At 66.1% G+C, this 15,701-nt stretch carries 16 protein-coding genes; 6 read left to right on the top strand and 10 right to left on the bottom strand.

The window, feature by feature from the left end; all coding sequences use genetic code 11:
- Positions 1-69 precede the first annotated feature (69 nt).
- Positions 70-549, bottom strand: a complete 480-nt coding sequence (locus G6N59_RS13055) for a hypothetical protein (RefSeq protein WP_138232675.1) — start codon at positions 547-549, stop codon at positions 70-72.
- Positions 549-1,712, bottom strand: coding sequence for a 3-ketosteroid-9-alpha-monooxygenase, oxygenase component (locus G6N59_RS13050; RefSeq protein ID WP_138232674.1), 1,164 nt, complete (start codon positions 1,710-1,712; stop codon positions 549-551). Before G6N59_RS13050 ends, G6N59_RS13055 begins: the two co-directional genes overlap by 1 nt.
- 97 nt (positions 1,713-1,809) lie before the next feature.
- Here G6N59_RS13050 and G6N59_RS13045 point away from each other — a divergent pair, with 97 nt between their 5' ends.
- Positions 1,810-2,364, top strand: a complete 555-nt coding sequence (locus G6N59_RS13045; RefSeq protein WP_138232673.1) for a gamma carbonic anhydrase family protein — start codon at positions 1,810-1,812, stop codon at positions 2,362-2,364.
- A 33-nt stretch (positions 2,365-2,397) separates the two neighbouring features.
- Positions 2,398-2,922 carry a hypothetical protein gene (locus G6N59_RS13040; RefSeq protein WP_138232672.1) on the top strand — a complete coding sequence of 175 codons (525 nt, stop codon included), beginning with the start codon at positions 2,398-2,400 and terminating at the stop codon, positions 2,920-2,922.
- Between the two features lie 7 nt (positions 2,923-2,929).
- On the opposite strand, the gene G6N59_RS13035 is transcribed toward G6N59_RS13040, so the two are convergent.
- From G6N59_RS13035 to G6N59_RS13020, 4 genes are all read right to left on the bottom strand, one after another.
- Entirely contained in the window at positions 2,930-3,331 is a 402-nt protein-coding gene (locus G6N59_RS13035) for a nuclear transport factor 2 family protein (protein ID WP_138232671.1), read from the bottom strand.
- A gap of 147 nt (positions 3,332-3,478) precedes the next feature.
- Positions 3,479-4,654, bottom strand: a complete 1,176-nt coding sequence (locus G6N59_RS13030) for a thiolase family protein (protein WP_138232670.1) — start codon at positions 4,652-4,654, stop codon at positions 3,479-3,481.
- Positions 4,654-5,718 (bottom strand): thiolase family protein, encoded by a 1,065-nt coding sequence (locus tag G6N59_RS13025; RefSeq protein WP_138232669.1) that lies wholly within the window; start codon positions 5,716-5,718, stop codon positions 4,654-4,656. Before G6N59_RS13025 ends, G6N59_RS13030 begins: the two co-directional genes overlap by 1 nt.
- A 43-nt stretch (positions 5,719-5,761) precedes the next feature.
- The gene (locus G6N59_RS13020) at positions 5,762-6,775 is read right to left on the bottom strand and encodes a Zn-ribbon domain-containing OB-fold protein (protein ID WP_138232668.1); all 1,014 of its coding nucleotides are present in this window, start codon (positions 6,773-6,775) and stop codon (positions 5,762-5,764) included.
- Between the two features lie 58 nt (positions 6,776-6,833).
- Between G6N59_RS13020 and G6N59_RS13015 the strand changes: the two genes are divergently transcribed.
- The 3 genes from G6N59_RS13015 (at position 6,834) to G6N59_RS13005 (ending at position 9,919) form a co-directional block, all read left to right on the top strand.
- On the top strand, positions 6,834-7,865 hold the full coding sequence (locus G6N59_RS13015) for an LLM class F420-dependent oxidoreductase (RefSeq protein ID WP_064858530.1): 1,032 nt from the start codon (positions 6,834-6,836) through the stop codon (positions 7,863-7,865).
- A gap of 177 nt (positions 7,866-8,042) precedes the next feature.
- Positions 8,043-8,717: an acetoacetate decarboxylase family protein gene (locus G6N59_RS13010; protein ID WP_138232707.1), complete on the top strand. Its 675-nt coding sequence runs from the start codon at positions 8,043-8,045 to the stop codon at positions 8,715-8,717.
- A complete protein-coding gene (locus tag G6N59_RS13005; protein ID WP_138232667.1) occupies positions 8,714-9,919 on the top strand; it encodes a cytochrome P450 in 1,206 nt (401 codons plus the stop codon). The genes G6N59_RS13010 and G6N59_RS13005 overlap by 4 nt, the downstream gene beginning before the upstream one ends.
- A 58-nt stretch (positions 9,920-9,977) precedes the next feature.
- Here the strand turns inward: G6N59_RS13005 and G6N59_RS13000 are convergent, their stop codons facing one another.
- The 4 genes from G6N59_RS13000 to G6N59_RS12985 form a co-directional block, all read right to left on the bottom strand.
- A complete protein-coding gene (locus tag G6N59_RS13000) occupies positions 9,978-10,826 on the bottom strand; it encodes a hypothetical protein (RefSeq protein ID WP_138232666.1) in 849 nt (282 codons plus the stop codon).
- A gap of 81 nt (positions 10,827-10,907) precedes the next feature.
- On the bottom strand, positions 10,908-12,140 hold the full coding sequence (locus G6N59_RS12995; protein WP_138232665.1) for a sensor histidine kinase: 1,233 nt from the start codon (positions 12,138-12,140) through the stop codon (positions 10,908-10,910).
- 63 nt (positions 12,141-12,203) lie between these two features.
- Complete coding sequence (locus tag G6N59_RS12990) at positions 12,204-13,172, bottom strand: NAD-dependent epimerase/dehydratase family protein (protein ID WP_138232664.1); 969 nt, start codon at positions 13,170-13,172, stop codon at positions 12,204-12,206.
- On the bottom strand, positions 13,172-13,972 hold the full coding sequence (locus G6N59_RS12985) for a crotonase/enoyl-CoA hydratase family protein (RefSeq protein ID WP_138232663.1): 801 nt from the start codon (positions 13,970-13,972) through the stop codon (positions 13,172-13,174). The genes G6N59_RS12990 and G6N59_RS12985 overlap by 1 nt, the downstream gene beginning before the upstream one ends.
- A gap of 69 nt (positions 13,973-14,041) precedes the next feature.
- On the opposite strand from G6N59_RS12985, the gene G6N59_RS12980 reads away from it, so the two are divergent.
- Complete coding sequence (locus G6N59_RS12980; RefSeq protein WP_138232662.1) at positions 14,042-15,694, top strand: medium/long-chain-fatty-acid--CoA/3-oxocholest-4-en-26-oate--CoA ligase; 1,653 nt, start codon at positions 14,042-14,044, stop codon at positions 15,692-15,694.
- Positions 15,695-15,701: the final 7 nt, after the last annotated feature.

Genomic DNA, 15,701 nt, shown 5'->3' with positions numbered 1-15,701 from the left:
TACTCTGCAGCCGGGAAAACCCCTGAATCACTTGATTCAGGGGTTTTTCACGTCTATTCGCGAGAAAACCTAGCCGTCGCCGGGGGAGGGGGCGGTGGAGAACTCCTCCAGGCACCCCTCGGCGACCGCATGCTTGATGCTGTCGGACATCTTCGGGCACGAGCGGCTGCGGCTGGGATCGCCGCCTCCGGCGCGAATTTCGCTGAAGTAGGCGCACCGCTCTGTCGCCGCCGAATTCCACTGCACCGCGGTGTGTTCCGGGCCCAGCTTCTTTACCGACACCGTCGAGTGGCAGAACCGGCAGTCCACCGGGACCAATCCTGAGGTCAGGTACCGCTGACGATCAGCCGCGGTGGCCTCGCGAACCGCGGCCAGCCGCACCGGGTCACCGGCGAAATCCGGTGCCTTGGACCAGGAACCGCTCGCCGGCGCACCGGACGGAGGGTGGTCATCGGTCTCATGTTCTTCGCCGTGACCCATCAGCTGCAGCATCGAACGGGCCAGGCGCTCTGCGTCGGGCGCCTGGGTCCGTTCGTCGTGCTGGGCCATCAGTTGGACTGCGCTGTCTCTTTTTCAGCCGACTTGGCCTCGGCCTGCTGACGCAGATTCTCGGCGACCTCGCCCTGCCACTTCTCGTTGGCAACGGTGGTGTCGATCTCCAATTCGAAGCGGTCCGTCATGTCCGGCGTGATGTCGGCGACGTCGACGTAGAACTGCTGGTACCAACGACGCATCTGGTAAACCGCGCCGTCTTCCTCGACCAGCAGGGGATTGTCGATGCGGGTCTTGTGCTTCCAGATCTCGACGTCCTGGAGGAAGCCCTTGCTGACCCCGTCGGTCATCGCGTCGGCCAGCTTCTGGGTGGTCTTCTCGTCCATGCCCTTGGGCTTTTCGACGATCACGCCCCACTGCAGCACAAAGGCATCCTGACTGACCGGGTAGTGGCAGTTGATCAGGATCGACTCGGCCTTGTAGCCGCCGTAGTTGTTGTGCAGCCAGTTGATCATGAACGACGGCCCGAAGTACGAGGCCTCCGAGTCGAGGTGTGCCTCGCCGTACTGGGTGCCCATGCCACCGATGTCCGGCCGGCCCACGTTGTGCAGGTACTGGCTGGCGATGTGGCCCTCGAAGACGTTCTTGAAGTACGTCGGCAGGCCGTAGTGGATATAGAAGAAGTGCGCCATGTCAGTGACGTTGTCGATGATCTCGCGGCAGTTGCTGCCCTCGATCAGCATCGAGTTCCACTGCCAGTCGGTCCAGTTGTCACTCTGGAATTCGGGGATCTCGGGGATCCGGACCTCGTCGGTCGGCGCGTTGCCCTCGTGGTCGTGCCAGACGAACAGCAGGCCGCCACGCACGTCGGTGTGCCAGGCGCGGGTGCGGGCCAGGCGCGGGGTGCGCTTGGCGTAGGGCACCAGCTGGCACTTGCCGTCGCCGCCCCAGCGCCAGTCGTGGAACGGGCATGCGACCGCGTCACCCTTGATGGTGCCCTGGGACAGGTCACCGCCCATGTGGCGGCAGTAGCCGTCCAGAATCTTCAGGTCACCCTTCGAGTCGGCGAACACCACCAACTTGGTGCCGAATGCCTCGAACGCGTGCGGCTTGCCGTCCAGGAAGTTCTTCACAGGACCCACGCAGTGCCACCCGCGGGCAAAGCGGTCCGGCAGCGCGCCGGTATCGATCTCGCGAACCCCCGCGGTTTCGGTGCTCACCTTGGCCTCCCAATCTGTGCCTAGTAACTAGAACACGTTACAGTTTTTCCACGGTGCAGCGCAATGCGAGCGTCCCGACCTGCGGTATATCTATGTCATGCCGCTTTACTCCTTCGAGGGCCGAAGCCCGGTCGTCGACCCAACGGCCTTCATCGCTCCCACCGCCGTCCTGATCGGCGATGTCCGCGTCGAGGCCGGCGCGTCGGTGTGGTTCAACGCGGTTCTACGTGCCGATTACGCGCCTGTCGTCATCCGCAATGGCGCAAACGTGCAGGACGGGTCCGTACTGCACGCCCCTCCCGGCATCCCGGTCGATATCGGGCCCGGCGCGACCATCGCCCACCTGTGCGTCGTACACGGTGCACACGTCGGTGCCGAAGCGCTGATCGCCAACAACAGCACCATCCTCGACGGCGCGGTGATCGGCCGGCGGAGTCTGGTCGCGGCTCACTCGCTGGTGGTCGCCGGAACCAAGATCCCCGACGAGGTGCTGGTCGTGGGGTCGCCGGCAAAGATTCGCGGCCCGATCGCCGGGACCGGCGCCGAGACGTGGATCAACACCAACCCGCAGGCCTACCGCGAGCTGGCCGAGCGCTACCTGGCGGGATTGGAAGAGCTTGAGGGCTTCCGGGCCGGATTTCGCGAAATCTGACACAGCGGCCGACGTTCGGCCAAGACTGGGCGGATGAAGCTGCCGCTCTTCGTCCTGGCTGGCATCTCGGTGGTGCTCACGGCCCCGCTTGCCCACGCCGCGCCGCCACCCAATTTTCCCGATTTCGCGGGTTTCAACGTTGTCACCTCCACCCATCTGGCGACCTATCAGCGCACCGATCAGCAGGTGGTGAAGTTCTCCACACCCGATGGGCTGGCATGCCTCATGAGCGCGCTGGGCGGGGTGGCACCGATCGTGCGGTGCTACGGGCCGGTGCCAGGCACGGCAGGCCTGGCCGTCACCACCGATCCCACCGCCAAGGCGCCCCGGGAATTCGGGATCGCACAGTTGCATGCGGCCAACGAGGGCACGATCGGCAGCTTCCGTGGTGACTACCCGACCGATCTCGCCGGCGCCGCGTTATTGGCGCCAGGCGAGAAGGTGACTCTCACGACGATGACGTGCGGGGTCGCCCCGGGTGGTGTCACCGCCTGCCTCGACACGGCCGACGGCGGCCACGGCTTTGTCCTGCAGCCCACGGGCTCCTGGACGTTCTAGACAACGTTCACGACGAACGCGGCGCTTCCCAGAAGGCGCGTAGCGCCGACATCTGGCCGACCTCGTTCACCCGGTAGGTGAAGACGCCTTCGGTGGTGAAGTCGTGACCGGCGATGGTGGTCACGATGCTGCCGACGTTGGCTTCCTCGTCACCGCACTGGTAGGTGGTCAGGAAGTTGAACACGAGCTTGTCGGTGGGCGCGATCGCCTTGTCCCAGAAGGCCGAGATGGCTTCCTTGCCGCGGTGCCCCTTGCCCTCGGGATCGAGGAACGAAGGTCCGATCGGGTCCTGGACGATGGCGTCGTCGGCGAAGTTCGCCAGCCAGGCTTCCTTGTCGCGGGCGGCCACCGCATCACGCGAGCGCTTGCCGGCCAGGTGCGCGGGATGGTTCGGATCGGAAACTGTCATGTCAGTCCTGCCAGCCGGAGTGGATGTGGGGTGTCGGCGTACCGCCTCGAAGAATCCTTCTTCTTTTCGATCGGTGCGTCAAAGGTCGCGCCGAACCCGACTTCGTCGATCGGGTCCGGTGCGACACTCACGGAGTACGCCCAGGCGCTACTTGGCCGGCTTGTCGCTCGAGACCACCCACATCGAGTAGTACTGTGCGCCACCGCCATACGCGTGTCCCAGCGCCTTACGGGCACCTTCGACCTGGTGGTCGCCGGCCTTGCCCATGACCTGGATGGCCGACTCGGCGAACCGGATCATTCCGGACGCACCAATGGGGTTCGAGCTGAGCACACCGCCGGAGGCGTTGAACGGAATCCGGCCGCCGATGGCCGTCTCGCCGGCCTCGGTCAGCTTCCAGCCCTCGCCTTCGGGTGCGAAACCCAGGTTCTCCAGCCACATCGGCTCGAACCACGAGAACGGCACATAGACCTCCGCGCAATCGATCTCGTCGATCGGGCTGGTGATCCCGGCGTCGCGCCACAGGGCAGCCGCCGCGTCGCGGCCGGCCTGCGGGTTCACCTGGTCGCGGCCCGAGTAGGCCAGCGGTTCGGTGCGCAGCGCGGTGGCGTGGATCCAGGCGACCGGATGGCCCTCGGCGACACGGGCGTCGGCTGCTTCCTCGTTGCCGATGACCAGGGCGGCCGCGCCGTCCGACGACGGACACGTCTCATCGAAACGGATGGGGTCCCAGAGCATCTGCGAGGCCATCACCTTTTCGAGGGTGATGTCGGGCTGGTGCAGGTGGGCCAGCGGGTTCTTGGCGCCGTTGAGCCGGTCCTTGACCGCCACCATGGCGCCGATGTACTCCGGCGCGCCCGAGCGGCGGATGTAGGCCCGCACGTGCGGGGCGAAGTAGCCGCCCGCGCCCGCCCCCACGGGCTTGGTGAACGGCACCGGAATCGAGAGTGCCCACATGGCGTTCGACTCCGACTGCTTCTCCCAGGCCATGGTCAGCACCCGGCGGTACTTGCCGGACTTGACCAAGCTGGCGGCGACGATCGCGGTCGAGCCACCCACCGAACCGGCGGTGTGCACGCGAATCAGCGGCTTGTTGGTGGCGCCGGTGGCGTCGGCCATGAACAGCTCGGGCATCATGACGCCCTCGAAGAAGTCCGGAGCCTTACCGACGACGACGGCGTCGATGTCGGCCATCGACACGCCCGCATCCGCTAGCGCTCTATCTATGGCTTCGCGCACAAGGCCGTTCATCGAGACGTCGGAACGCTTGGCGACGTACTTGGTCTGTCCGGTGCCGAGGACGGCAGCGAGATTTTTCGCCATCAGTTCTTACCCTCCAGGACGGCAATCAAATTCTGTTGCAGCGCAGGGCCGCTGGTGGCGTGGGCCAGCACGCGGCCCGCCGAACCGTTGAAGATGTGCTCGGCCGCGAAGCCGATGCGCTCCAGGCCTGCCGAGAACATCGGGTTGGCGGCCAGCGCGCCACCGGACGGATTGATCTTGGTCGACGCACCGAGACCGATGGCCTCGGTAAGGATCAGCTGCTGGTGGCTGAATGGCGCGTGCAGTTCGGCGATCTCGATCGAACCGGCGTCGCCGCCGGTGGCGATCTGCGCCGACGCGGCAGTCGAGGGCGAGGTGGTCAGATCGCGCGCACCCAGGATCGGGGTCTCGATGCGATGCTCGAAACCTGTTATCCACGCCGGGTTTTCGCGCAGTTCCCGGGCCTTGTCGGCCGATGCCAGCACGATCGCGGAGGCGCCGTCGGTGATCGGGGCGATGTCGTGGCGACGCAGCGGGTCGGCGAAGAACGGCCGAGACAACAGGTCGTCGATGCTGCCCGTGACTTCTTCGCGGTCGGTGCGGCCGCCGGCGGCGAAGGAATCCAGCGCCACCTGTGCCATCTGTTCGGCGGTCCACTTGCCGGCGTCCAGGCCGAAGCGCGCCTGCAGGCCCGCCATCGACACGGCGTCCGGCCACAGCGGCGCGACGGTGTACGGATCGGTCTGCAGGGCCAGTACCCGGCGCAGAGTGCCGGCGCTGCCCTTGCCGAAGCCGTAGACCAGCGCGGTGTCGACCTCGCCCGTCAGGATTTTGATGTAGGCCTCGTACAGCGCCCAGGCCGCGTCCATCTCCACGTGTGATTCGTTGATGGGCGGGATGGCGCCGATCGAGTCGATGGCCGAGATGAACGAGAATGCCCGGCCGGCAAGGTAATCCGACGAACCGGAGCACCAGAAGCCGATGTCGGTCTGCTTCAGGCCCAACTCGGCGTACAGCTTTGCGAAACACGGCATCAGCATCTCGACGCCGTTGGTGGTGCCGTCGGTGCGGCGCACATGCGGGGCATGCGCGAACCCGACGACCGCTACGTCACTGGAAGTCATTTGTTCTCTCTCTCTTCGCGCAAGCGCTCATCGGTGGTCCCCTTTACAGGTGGTGCTTGTACGAGTCGTAGTCGGCGTCGGGTTCACCGGACGGTTTGAAGTGCGAGATGTTGTCGATGCCCAGACCCCATTCCTCGCGGGGCTTCCACACCGCTTCCACCCGCATACCCATCCGGACGTCGGCCGCGTCGATCTCGGTGACCAGGTGCAGGAACGGGATATCGGCGCCGTCGAGCAGCACGTAGGCCGCGACGTAGGGCGGCTTGATCCGCTGCCCGGCAAACGGGATGTTGATGATCGCGAACGTCGTCACCGTGCCGCGGTCGACCAGCTCGACGAACTCGTCGAGTCCCAGACCGGTGGCCGGGTCGGCCTCCTTCGGCGGGAACAGCACCGGGCCGGGTTTGCCGTCGCGGCCGGCCTTGGTGCGGGCACCGAGCAGCTTGCCCTCTTGCAGGCCGCGCAGGAACACGGTCTCGGGATGCGATGCGGTGTGCTGGATTTCGATGGACGTCGGCACGACGAGCATGGTCACGGGATCGCGATCATCGGCCTCCGCTTCGGCTTCTGCGTCCTCGCCGGGCACGAAGTACGCGATGTCGGTGATCGCGCCGACGGGCTCGTCGACCCAGTGCGCGCGGACGCGGTCACCGGCCTTCAAAGAAGCGGCGGGCGCGCCTTCGCCTAGGTCAACGGCGTGCAACAGCGGAGTATCGGCACCGTCGAGCTTGATCAGGGCCCAGGCGAACGGGCGCTGCAAGGGCTGGCCTTCGAGGGGCTCGGGCTGCCAGGTCCATGAGACCACGGTGCCGACGCTGGAGACGGGAACCACCTCGGTCAGGGCCTCGTACGTGACAGGGTCATACTCGGCGGGAGGTACGTGTACCCGGCCGTCCGATCCGCGGGTGCCGACGATGCGTCGTCCGCGCAGCGCGGTGAAGAACTGACTCAGGACCGGACCTACTGAACGGGTGTAGTCGAATGACAGTTTCAGCGGGGCCGAAAGAGGCGGCTCGTGGCCTGCCATCTGGGCTGGGCTGCTTTGGCTAGCGCTCACGGCATCGAGTAGAACAGGTTCTAACAATCGTGGCAAGCAGGTGCGGAAAGGCAACCCCATGAAACTCGGTTTGCAGCTCGGATACTGGGGCGCCAAGCCGCCCACCGATCACGCGACACTCGTCGCCGCCGCGGAGGAAGCGGGATTCGACACCGTCTTCACCGCGGAGGCCTGGGGCTCGGATGCGTACACGCCGCTGGCCTGGTGGGGTCGGGAAACCACGCGGATGCGGCTCGGCACCTCGGTGATCCAGATGTCGGCCCGCACGCCCACGGCGTGTGCCATGGCGGCGCTGACCCTCGATCACCTGTCCGGTGGCCGGCACATCCTGGGCCTGGGCGTTTCGGGACCGCAGGTCGTCGAGGGCTGGTACGGACAGAAGTTCCCCAAGCCGCTGGCCCGCACCCGCGAGTACATCGACATCCTGCGCAAGGTCTGGGCCCGCGAAGCACCGGTCACCAGCGACGGCCCGCACTACCCGCTACCGCTGTCGGGTGAGGGCACCACCGGGCTGGGTAAGCCGCTCAAGCCCATCACCCATCCGCTGCGCGCGGATATCCCGGTGATGCTCGGCGCCGAAGGGCCCAAGAACGTCGCACTGGCCGCCGAGATCGCCGATGGCTGGCTGCCGATCTTCTACTCTCCCCGCATCTCCGGCATGTACAACGAATGGCTCGACGAGGGCTTCGCCCGCGCCGGTGCCCGTCGCACCCGCGAGACGTTCGAAATCTGTGCCACCGCGCAGATCATCGTCACCGACGACCGGCCGATGGTCATGGAGATGATGAAGCCGCACCTCGCGCTCTACATGGGCGGCATGGGTTCGGAGGACACCAACTTTCATGCCGAGGTGTACCGCCGCATGGGTTACTCCGAGGTGGTCGACGACGTCACCAAGCTGTTCCGCAGTGACCGCAAGGACGAGGCCGCCAAGGTCATTCCGGACGAGCTGGTCGACGACTCCGCGATCGTCGGGAACCTCGACTACGTCAAGGAACAGATCAAGGCCTGGGAGGCCTCCGGCGTCACCATGATGGTCGTCGGGGCCAAGTCGGTCGAGCAGATCAAACAGTTGGCTGAGTTGGTCTAGTTCTCCCGCGAGCACGCGCAAAACTGCGCATTTGCCGTGGCGAAGTGCAGTTTTGCGGCCGTTCGCGAATGCGGCAGTAGACACTTATTGCGGAGTGTCTATAACGTGTTCTAGATTCGTGCTGTGACCGACGCCACCGGGCCCTCGCAGCACACCATTGCCGGCACCGTGCTGACCATGCCGGTGCGCGTCCGCAAGGCGGCGCAGCGCATGGCCATGTTCTCGGTCGATGCCGACGCCGCCCAACGCATGATCGACTACAGCGGCCTGCGGGTCTGCCGGTACCGCCCGCGCCGCGCGGTGGCCGTCCTGATGCTCATGCACTACGTCGACAGTGACCTGGGCGAGTACTACGAGTACGGCACCAACATCATGGTGAACCCGCCGGGCTCGAATGCGTCGGGTTTGCGTGCGCTGCAGTCGGCCGGTGCGTTCATTCACCACCTGCCCGTCGATCAGGCCTTCACGCTGGAGGCCGGCCGGACCATCTGGGGCTACCCGAAGGTGATGGCGGACTTCACTCTTCGTGAGGGTAGGAACTTCGGCTTCGACGTCACGATCGACGGCCAGTTCGCCGTCGGGATGGACTTCCGGCCCGGCTTGCCGGTGCCCGCGCCGACCAAACCCCAAGCGCACCCGACCTATTCGCATCTCGATGGCATCACCCGGGAGACCGTCGGCGTCATGAAGCCGAGCGGGGTGCGATACCGGCCCGGGGGAGTGACGGTGCGACTGGGCGACCATCCGTACGCCCGGGAACTGGCTGCCCTCGGACTGCCGAAGCGCGCGATGCTCTCGGGCTCCGCCGACAACGTAGACATGACCTTCGCCGACGCTCAGGAGATCAAGTGACAAGTGTTATCACCCGGCCCGACGTTGACCTGGCCGACGGCCGGTTCTACGCCGATCGCGAGGCCGCGCATGAGGCCTATCGCTGGATGCGGGCCAACGAGCCGGTGTTCCGCGACCGCACCGGGCAGGCCGCGGTGACGACCTACCAGTCCCTGCTCGACGCCGAACGTAACGCCGAGCTGTTCTCCAACGCCGGCGGCATCCGTCCCGACCAGCCGGGGATGCCGTACATGATCGACATGGATGATCCGGCGCACCTGGTGCGGCGCAAGCTGGTCAACGCCGGTTTCACCCGCAAGCGCGTCATGGACAAGGTGCCCTCCATCGGGCGGCTGTGCGACGCGCTGATCGACAACGTCTGTGAGAAGGGGTCGGCGGACTTCGTCCGGGATATCGCCGCTCCGCTGCCAATGGCGGTCATCGGAGACATGCTCGGGGTGCTGCCGACCGAGCGCGAGATGCTGCTCAAGTGGTCCGACGATCTGGTGTGCGGCCTGTCGTCGCATCTCGACGAGTCGTCGATTCAGATGCTGATGGAAACCTTTGCGGCATATACCGCTTTCACCATGGACGTGATCGCCAAGCGGCGCGCCGAGCCCACCGACGACCTGTTCTCCGTCCTGGTCAACTCCGAGGTCCACGGGCAGCGGATGGATGACAACGAGATCGTGATGGAGACACTGCTGATCCTGATCGGCGGCGACGAGACCACCCGGCACACCCTGTCGGGCGGCGTCGAACAGCTGTTGCGGCACCGCGATCAATGGGATGCGCTGGTCGCCGATCCCGAGCTGTTGCCCGGTGCCATCGAGGAGATGCTGCGTTGGACCTCGCCGGTCAAGAACATGTGTCGCACCCTGACCGCGGACACCGTCTTCTACGGCACCGAGCTGAAGAAGGACGAGAAGGTCATGCTGATGTTCGAGTCGGCGAACTTCGACGGCGACCAGTTCGAGAACCCGAACGAGTTCCACATCGACCGAACTCCCAACAGCCACTTGGCTTTCGGCTTCGGAACCCACTTCTGCATGGGGAACCAGCTGGCCCGGCTGGAGCTGCGCCTGATGACAGAGCGGCTGTTGCAGCGCCTACCCGACCTGCGCTTGGCCGAGGGGGCGGACGTGCCACTGCGTGCCGCCAACTTCGTCAGCGGCCCCGAAGCCATGCCGGTGGTGTTCACCCCGACCGCCCGCGTGCTCTGACTTCGTTTCCGCGAGTGTGAACCTGCTGTCACGGTCGACGTGAACGCGCGCAATAGATTCACACTCGCGGGCTCCGGCGGTCGAATGCGGCCGCTATCCGGCGGACGATCGTCCCTTCGGTGTCCTCCGCGGTGACCCGAATGACGAGCCAGCCGAGCTCGGCGAGGTCGTCGTACCTGCGGATGTCCCTGTTGAATTGCCGACGGTCGGTGCGGTGGTGGTCGCCCTCGTATTCGACGGCGATCATGTGCTCTTCCCACCCCAGGTCCAGCCGGGCGATGAATTGGCCGTATGCGTCGTACACCTGAATTTGCGTCTGGGGACGCGGAAAGCCGTTGCGGTCGATGAGCATTCGCAGCCAGCTCTCGCGCGGCGACTCGGCGCCGGCATCGGCGAGAGACAGCGCGCGCCGCGCCGTCTTGATGCCGCGCCGTCCCCGATATCTGGACGCCAGGGCTTCGACATCGCTGATCGGGACGTGAGTCGCGGCAGTCAGGGCATCGATGGCGGCAACTGCTGCCGTCAGCCTGTTCCGGCAACCGAGATCGAGGACGGTGCGCGCGGGTGTGGTTACCGCGATGCCGTCGACGACGACGATCTCGTCCGGTTCGATGCGGTCAGCCCAGGTCTCGATGCTCCTCGGACGATGCCGGTTTTCGTAGATGATCTGCGCGGGTGAAGCGTTGTCGACCCAGCGCGCGCCGTGCAGCGCCGCCGCCGATCGGCCCGCGAGGATGCCCTGCCGCCGGGACCACAGCCACGCGACCTTTGCCCGGATGCGCGCGTCCACCTCGGCATTGCCGGGTAGGTAGACGTCCGGCGCGAGAGCGACGAACTTGCTGCGCAGCGCGTACGGTGACAGCCTCCCCGCCGCCACGGCTTCGCTGCCGATAAATGGTTCCCCCATGCCGGGAGTGTGCCGCCGAGCACTGACAAGCCCGCCAGTGTGAAGCCATTGCGATCAGATGCGGCAAACGTGACAGCAGGTTCACGCTCGCGAGGTCGGCACCGCGATCGAGATGACGGTCCCGGGTGACCCCGTGACCGCGAATTCGCCACCGGTGGCGAGCACCTTGGTGCATATCGACGCGAACCCGATGTGACCGTTCTCGATGCTCTGCGCGAGGCGGTTCGGCGGGATGCCGACGCCGTCGTCGGTGATACGCAATTCGGCGCGATTGCCGTTGTGCGCCAGCGTGAATCGCAGATTGTCGGCGTGCGCGTGTTTGATCGCGTTCGTCGAGAACTCCCGGGCCGCGCTGTAGAGCAGATAATCGGCGTCGGTACGCAGGTTGTCGGGCCAGCCGTCGGCATCCAGCTGGACCGCGATGCTGGTCCGGGCGGCGATGCTGTCGGCCAGTGCGGTGATCGCGGCCTTGAGCCCGGCGCGGGCCAGCACCTCGGGGTGCAGTTCACGCACCACGTCGCGCAGCAGCCGGGAGGACTCGGCCAGGGCGAAGTCGACGCGGTCCATGCCCTCGACCGACCCGTCGCGGACGTCCTCCATGTCGTGGCGGGCCACCAGGACGTATTGCAGCGCGCCGTCGTGCAGGCGTTCGGAGAGCGACTGGCGCTCCCGCTTCTCGAGGCTGATGACTTCTTCGAGCAGGCGGGTCCGCTCCAGGGCCAGATCCGTGATGGTCCTGGTCTTCGACTGCTGGATCCACGACAGCGCGACCGACCCGGCGGCCAGCCCGAATACGATCGCGGTCCGCAACAGGATCGAGCCCCAGGGCTCGTGGCCGTTGGCTTCGCGGTCGATCCAGTTGACGACGAAGAACGTGCCTACGGTCGGGATCGCGATCATGGCGCTGACAACAGGATCGAGCTGGGCTGCCGCGATCAACGGGATCAGGAACAGGCCGTGCTGCAACACATCGGATGTCCAGGTCTCCGGCGAGCTGAGCCCGGTATCCGCCGAGATGATGGCCACCACCGTCAGATCCGCGCACAGCATGAGCAGCGAAACCGCGCGCTGGGTGCGCTGGTCCGAGCGATCGGCGGAGCGCTGCGCCCACAACCCCCACACCGTGACCGACGCGCCGTAGCCCGCCAAGATGCCCCAGTGCAGCCAGCGGTTGGCGTTCGGCGGTTGCAGCAGCAGGCCGGACCCGATGAAGACCGCCAGGAGCGCGCGGAGTGCGAACTGCAGCAGCAGGCCCCGCAACAGAGACACGTCGGCAACCGGTGCGGATCCCGGCGACCCGCTGCGTTCAGGCATGTCGCACTTCTTTCGTGATGTGTGCACGATTTTCCGCGATGGCCGCGGAAAAACGTGCACGAATTACGCAAAAGATTCGACGATCGATTCCCGGGGGTCGCGCCAGGTCAGGCTCAGGTCGGACAAGGTCGTGCTGTCATCGGTGGGCACCGCGGCCGTCAGGAGCAGGGCCGCTTCGTAGCTCAGGCCCTCGGCCAGCGGCAGCCAGCGTCCGGCGAAATCCGAAATGCGGCCGACACCGCGAAACAGGCCGGGCGACAGTGGAATCCGCCGAATCGGCCGTCCCAGCGCCGACTGCAGTGCGTCGACCATCTGGTCGAACGTCAGCATCACGCCGCCGCAGACGTAGCGCTTCGGTCCGCGACCGGGCTGCATGAGCGCCGCGTGCACCCGGGCCACGTCGCCGACATCGACCATCTGCATGCCGCCGCGCAGGCGCGGGGCGACGCGGTACCGCACGATCGGGTCCCAACCCCGTTGCGTCACACCGACTGCCGTGTGGAAGGCCGGCCCGACCACTGACGACGGATAGGTGACGACGACGGGTGCGCCCTCGGACTGCAGCCGCCGCGCCGCGTTGTCGGCGTAGGCCTTGGTGCGGGCGTAGTCGCTGCGGCCGGGCGCCGGGGGAGTATCGGGGCCGATGACACCGTCGGTCGGCGGGAACAGCGAACTGTAGGACGACACCGAGACCACGGGATCCAACCCGAGCTCACAAGCCTGGGTCAGCAGGGCCTCGGTGGCGTAGGCGTTGATGTCCCACATCAGCTGGGTCCGGCGGCTGTCGGTGCCGACGACACCGGCCGCATGTAGCGCGGCGTCGCAGCCGGTCAGCAGTTCGGAAACCGTTGCGGGATCACGGATGTCGCCGGTCAGCACCTCGAGCGGCCCCAGCCGGCCCAGCGCCTCGAGCGCGGCGCCGTCACCGCCACCTGGAATTACCAGCAGCCGGACCGTGTGCCCGGCTGCCAGCAGCGCGCGGACGGTGTGGGCACCGACGTAGCCGGTGCCACCCGTCACCGCGATGTGCATCAGCGCATCTTGAACTGCGGTGCGCGCTTCTCCTTGAACGCGAGCGGGCCTTCCTTGGCGTCCTCGGAGAGGAACACCGGGATGCCGTTGGCGGTGTCGGGCTTGAAGGCGTCGAGCTCGTGCATGCCCTCGGTCTCGCGGATGGTCTTCAGGATGGCCTGCACTGCCAGCGGGCCGTTGTTGTTGATCACCTCGGCGATCTCCAGGGCCTTGTCCAGCGCTGTGCCGTCCGGGACCACGTAGCCGATCAAGCCGTAGGACAGCGCCTCGGCCGCGGTGATGTGCCGGCCGGTCAGCAGCATGTCGCACGCGATGGTGTACGGAATCTGGCGCACCAGGCGTACCGCCGAGCCACCCATCGGGTACAGGCTCCACTTCGCTTCGGAGATGCCGAACTTGGCGCTTTCCCCGGCGATGCGAATGTCGGTCCCCTGCAGGATTTCGGTGCCACCGGCGATGGCCGGGCCCTCGACCGCCGCGATCAGCGGCTTGGTCAGGCGGCGGCCCTTGAGCAGACCGTCGATGCGCGACGGGTCGTAGCTGCCGTCCTTGAACGAGTCGCCCGGCGGCTTCTTGGTGGCGCCCTTGAGGTCCATGCCAGCGCAGAAGTAGCCACCCGCGCCGGTCAGGATGCAGGTGCGGATCTCCGGATCGCTGTCGACACGGTCCCACGCTTCGACCATTATCGAGAGCATCTCGCCTGAGAGGGCGTTGCGGGCCTCGGGCCGGTTCAATGTGACGATCAGCGTGTGTCCGCGCTGCTCAATGAGGGCGTCGGGGCTCTTTTCGGATTCGCTCACGGGTACCAACTTCCGGCCTTGAGATCGTTAGACTTGTCACAAAATGTAACACGTTCTAGTTTATGTAACGTGGCTCTGAATATTGCAGATCTTGCCGAGCACGCCATTGATGCTGTGCCGGACCGCGTCGCACTGATTTGTGGCGACGAAAAGCTGACCTACGCCGAGTTGGAGGAGAAGGCCAACCGCCTGGCTCATTACCTCCAGTCGCAGGGCGTCAAAAAGGACGACAAGGTTGGGCTGTACTGCCGCAACCGCATCGAGATCGTGATCGGCATGCTCGGCATCATCAAAGCCGGCGCCATCCTGGTCAACGTCAACTTCCGGTACGTCGAGGGTGAGCTGAAGTACCTGTTCGACAACTCGGACATGGTCGCGCTGATCCACGAGCGCCAGTACTCGGACCGCGTCGCCAACGTGCTGCCGGAGCTGCCGCTGCTGAAGACCATCCTGGTCGTGGAGGACGGGTCGGACGGTGACTTCCAGCGGTACGGCGGCGTCGAGTTCTACTCCGCCATCGCCGACTGCTCGCCCGAGCGCGACTTCGGTCCGCGTAGCGAAGACGACATCTACTTGCTGTACACCGGCGGTACCACCGGATTCCCCAAGGGCGTCATGTGGCGGCACGAGGACATCTACCGAGTCCTGTTCGGCGGCACCGACTTCGCCACCGGCGAGCCGATCGCCGACGAGTACGACTTGTCCAAGCAAGCCGCCGCCAACCCGCCGATGATCCGGCTCCCCATCCCGCCGATGATCCACGGCGCGACGCAGTCGGCCACCTGGATGGCCCTGTTCACCGGCCACACCGTGGTGCTGATGCCGGAGTTCGACGCTGACGCCGCGTGGCGGATGATCCACGAGCACAAGGTGAATCTGCTGTTCTTCACCGGTGATGCGATGGCCCGGCCGCTGCTGGACGCGTTGCTCGCGCATCAGGACGCCGGCAATGAATATGACCTGTCGTCGCTTTTCCTGCTCGCGAGTACCGCGGCGCTGTTCTCCACCAGCCTCAAGGAGAAATTCCTCGAGCTGCTGCCGAACCGGATCATCACCGACTCGATCGGCTCGTCTGAAACCGGCTTCGGTGGCACCAGCATCGTGGCGAAGGGACAGTCGCACACCGGTGGCCCGCGTGTGACCATCGACAAGAACACCAAGGTCCTCGACGAGGACGGCAACGAGGTGGTTCCGGGTTCGGGCGTGCGTGGCATCATCGCCAAGTGCGGGCACATCCCGGTCGGCTACTTCAAGGACGAGAAGAAAACCGCCGAGACCTTCCGCATCTACAACGGAGTCCGGTACGCGATCCCGGGCGACTACGCCGAGGTCGAGGCCGACGGCAGCGTGACCATGCTGGGCCGCGGCTCGGTGTCGATCAACTCCGGTGGCGAGAAGATCTACCCCGAAGAGGTCGAGGCCGCGCTCAAGGGACATCCGGACGTGTTCGACGCGTTGGTCGTCGGCGTCCCGGACCCGCGGTTCGGTCAGCACGTCGCCGCCGTCGTGCACCCGCGTGAGGGCACCAAGCCGTCGCTGGCCGACCTGGATGCGTTCGTGCGCAGCGAGATCGCCGGCTACAAGGTCCCGCGCAGCCTCTGGCTGGTGGACGAAGTCAAGCGGTCCCCGGCCGGCAAGCCCGACTACCGGTGGGCCAAAGACCAGACCGAGGCGCGTCCGGCGGACGAGGTACACGCGAAACATGCTGGCGCACAAGCCTAGTTAGGGA

Source organism: Mycolicibacterium aubagnense (assembly GCF_010730955.1).
GTDB lineage: Bacteria > Actinomycetota > Actinomycetes > Mycobacteriales > Mycobacteriaceae > Mycobacterium > Mycobacterium aubagnense.
This window is presented reverse-complemented; position numbering and strand designations above follow the sequence as displayed.

Coding starts and splice junctions, on each gene's coding strand:
- G6N59_RS13030 (WP_138232670.1), bottom strand. CDS start 4,654: ATGGCGAAAAATCTCGCTGCCGTCCTCGGCACCGGACAGACCAAGTAC.
- G6N59_RS13025 (WP_138232669.1), bottom strand. CDS start 5,718: ATGACTTCCAGTGACGTAGCGGTCGTCGGGTTCGCGCATGCCCCGCAT.
- G6N59_RS13035 (WP_138232671.1), bottom strand. CDS start 3,331: ATGACAGTTTCCGATCCGAACCATCCCGCGCACCTGGCCGGCAAGCGC.
- G6N59_RS13055 (WP_138232675.1), bottom strand. CDS start 549: ATGGCCCAGCACGACGAACGGACCCAGGCGCCCGACGCAGAGCGCCTG.
- G6N59_RS12995 (WP_138232665.1), bottom strand. CDS start 12,140: ATGCCTGAACGCAGCGGGTCGCCGGGATCCGCACCGGTTGCCGACGTG.
- G6N59_RS13045 (WP_138232673.1), top strand. CDS start 1,810: ATGCCGCTTTACTCCTTCGAGGGCCGAAGCCCGGTCGTCGACCCAACG.
- G6N59_RS13015 (WP_064858530.1), top strand. CDS start 6,834: ATGAAACTCGGTTTGCAGCTCGGATACTGGGGCGCCAAGCCGCCCACC.
- G6N59_RS13040 (WP_138232672.1), top strand. CDS start 2,398: ATGAAGCTGCCGCTCTTCGTCCTGGCTGGCATCTCGGTGGTGCTCACG.
- G6N59_RS12990 (WP_138232664.1), bottom strand. CDS start 13,172: ATGCACATCGCGGTGACGGGTGGCACCGGCTACGTCGGTGCCCACACC.
- G6N59_RS13000 (WP_138232666.1), bottom strand. CDS start 10,826: ATGGGGGAACCATTTATCGGCAGCGAAGCCGTGGCGGCGGGGAGGCTG.
- G6N59_RS13010 (WP_138232707.1), top strand. CDS start 8,043: ATGCCGGTGCGCGTCCGCAAGGCGGCGCAGCGCATGGCCATGTTCTCG.